This window comes from Gemmatimonas sp., from assembly GCF_044376735.1.
Lineage (GTDB): Bacteria > Gemmatimonadota > Gemmatimonadetes > Gemmatimonadales > Gemmatimonadaceae > Gemmatimonas.
The window spans coordinates 1-2,694 of sequence record NZ_JBILKJ010000275.1; the positions used below are offsets into that span (position 1 = coordinate 1).

Sequence of the window (2,694 nt, forward strand, 5' to 3'; positions counted from 1 at the left end):
CGACGCCATTGCGCAGCTGGAGAAGGAATTCCCCGGTGTCTCCATGACCGTGGTGGCGGCGCAGGCCGACTTCGTGGTGGATGCGCTCTCGAATTTGGGGCAGGAGATCGTGGCTGGCGGGCTGCTGTCGCTACTGGTGATCTTCGTGTTTCTGCGTGACTGGCGGTTGTCGTTGGCCATCGGTGTCACGGTGCCGTTGTCGGTGCTGATGGCGTTGGTGGCACTGCAGGCGCTCGATGTGTCCATCAACGTGCTGAGTTTGGGTGGTCTGGCATTGGGTACCGGCCTGCTGGTGGATACGGCCATTGTAGTAGCCGAGTCGGTGGGACGACGGCGCGAAGAAGGGATGTCATTGTTGGAGGCGGCGGTGACGGGCACCGATGAAGTGGCGGCACCGCTGTTTGCGGGCACGCTCACCACGGTGCTGGTGTTCGGCCCCATCATCTTCGTGCGCGGACTCGCGGCGGCGTTGTTTCGCGACCTGAGCTTGAGCGTGGTCACGACCGTGGCGGCGTCGCTGGTGCTGGCGCTCACCCTCATGCCGGTGATGATCGTGGGGCGGCGCAAGCTGGCGAACGCCGCACCGGCGCCCGTCGCACCACCGAAGGCGCCGTCGGTGATCTCGCGTACCCTCGACGCGTGGGGACGCACGCTCGCCGCGTGGTACGAACACGGCATGCGCTGGTCGCTGGCGCATCCGCGATCGGTGTTCGGCATGGCCGGCGCGCTGTTGGCGGTCACCGTGGTGCTGATCTACACGCTGCCCAAGGAAATTCTGCCGCGGGTAGATGAAGGGGTGCTGGTGGCGGCGGTTCAGCTCCCCGAGGGCACCAGCATTCAGGCCACGGCCGCGCAGGTAGCGCGCGTAGAAGGCGCCGCGCGGGCGCTTGGCGCCACAGGCATCTACGCGCGCGTGGGCAAGGCCACCGACGAAGAGATCCTGGCCGGTGCCGATCCCGGATCCAGTGCCACGGCACAGCTCATCGTGCCGGTTCCCGCCAACGCCGATGCCGCCCAGTTCGCGCAGCAGTTGCGGGCGAGATTGCCCGACCTGGCCAAGGGGGCATTGGCCATCGACTTGGCCGGACAATCGGAGTTCGGATCACTCATCGGACGTGAAGGCCGCCTGGTACGTGTGGAGCTGTCCGCTCCCACGGTGGCGGAATCGCAACGGTGGGCCGACACCGTGCGCACGGCCATGCAGAAGGTGTCATCGCTGACGGATGTGCGCGACGCCTTCGCCGCCACGCAGCCCATCGTGGAAGTGTCGCTGGAGCGCGCGCGCATGGCCGAACGCGACATCGTGCCGAGCCAAGTGGCGAGTGCGTTGGCGGGTGCGTTGGGTGGCGTGAGTGCGAGCGAGTTGCGCGAAACCGACCGACGTACGCCCATTATGGTGCGCTACGCCGGACTTCGTAACGAGGAGTTGGAGACCGCGCTCAAGACTCCGTTGCGCGGCGTGCCGTTGGCGCAGTTGGTGCAGGTGCGTGAAACCCGCGCGCCATTGGAAGTGGTGCGCGTAGGGCAACGACCGGTCACCATCATCGAGGGGTTGGTGGAAAGCGGTGGCACCGCCAAAGCCACCACCGATGTGCAGGCGCGTATGGTGGCGCTTACGCTTCCGGCTGGGGTGTCGTGGCAGGTGGGTGGCGCCGACGCCGAGCGTGCGCGTACGAGTAATGAACTCACGCTGGTCGCGGTGTTGGCGGCGCTGCTCATGTTTTTGGTGTTGGCCGGCGAGTTCGCCAGCTTCACGATTCCGCTGGTGGTGATGCTCACGGTGCCGCTGGCCGGTGCCGGTGCGGTGATCTTCTTGTGGTTCACGGGACAGTCGCTCAACGCCGTGAGCTTGATCGGCATCGTGGTGATGATCGGAATGGCCGACAACGAAGCCGTGGTGAAGCTCGATGCCATTCGCAAGTTCCGCGAAGCCGGGCATAGCATTGATGACGCGATCATTCGCGGCGGTGAGCAGCGCCTGCGCGCGATTGCGATGACGTCCATCACTACCGTCACCGGCGTGTTGCCGCTGGTGTTCGGCTGGGGCAGTGGCGGCGCGCTGTATCAGCCACTGGCGGCCGGCATCATCGGTGGCAGCATCAGCGCGTTGCTGGTCACGTTCTTTTTACTGCCCACGGCCTACGCGGTACTGGAACGGCGCACTGAACGCCGCACGGAGCGGCGCACCGCGTGATTCGCTTCGCGACCCACCGCCCGGCGGTGGTCTGGGCGATTTGCGTCGCCCTGCTGCTGGCCGGCGCGATTTCCTTTACGCGACTGCCGCTGGCCACGCGTACCACGGTGGAGCTGCCGCGGCTCAGCGTGTTCGCCAGCTGGCCCGGTGCGTCGCCGGAGGTCATCGAAACGTATCTCACGAGCCCCGTCGAAGCCGCCATTCAAGGCGTGCGCGGCGTGCGGCGCGTGTCCAGCAATTCGAACGACGACTACGCCATGCTCACGGTGGAACTCGAGGAGCGCGCCGATGTGCAGATGGCGCGCTTGGCCATCCTCGAGCGGCTCGAACTGCTGCGCGCCGACTTACCGCCGGGGGCGAGCGCGCCCACGGTAGCCAACTACGTGCCGGAGGGATTGGAAGAAGCGCCGCTGATGTCGCTGTCGGTGTTCGGACCCTACACCTCGGGCACGCTGCAGAAGCTGCTCGAAGAACGGGTGAGTCCGCGCTTGGGCAGCATT

The 2,694-nt window shown here is 66.3% G+C and carries 2 protein-coding genes; both read left to right on the forward strand.

Features of this window, described 5'->3' with window-relative positions; translation table 11 throughout:
• A partial coding sequence (locus ACIRA7_RS16575) for an efflux RND transporter permease subunit (RefSeq protein WP_396221936.1) occupies positions 1 to 2,194 on the forward strand: 2,194 nt, incomplete at its 5' end.
• Positions 2,191 to 2,694: efflux RND transporter permease subunit (locus ACIRA7_RS16580; protein ID WP_396221937.1), on the forward strand; the 504-nt coding region annotated here is incomplete at its 3' end. The genes ACIRA7_RS16575 and ACIRA7_RS16580, both read left to right, overlap by 4 nt.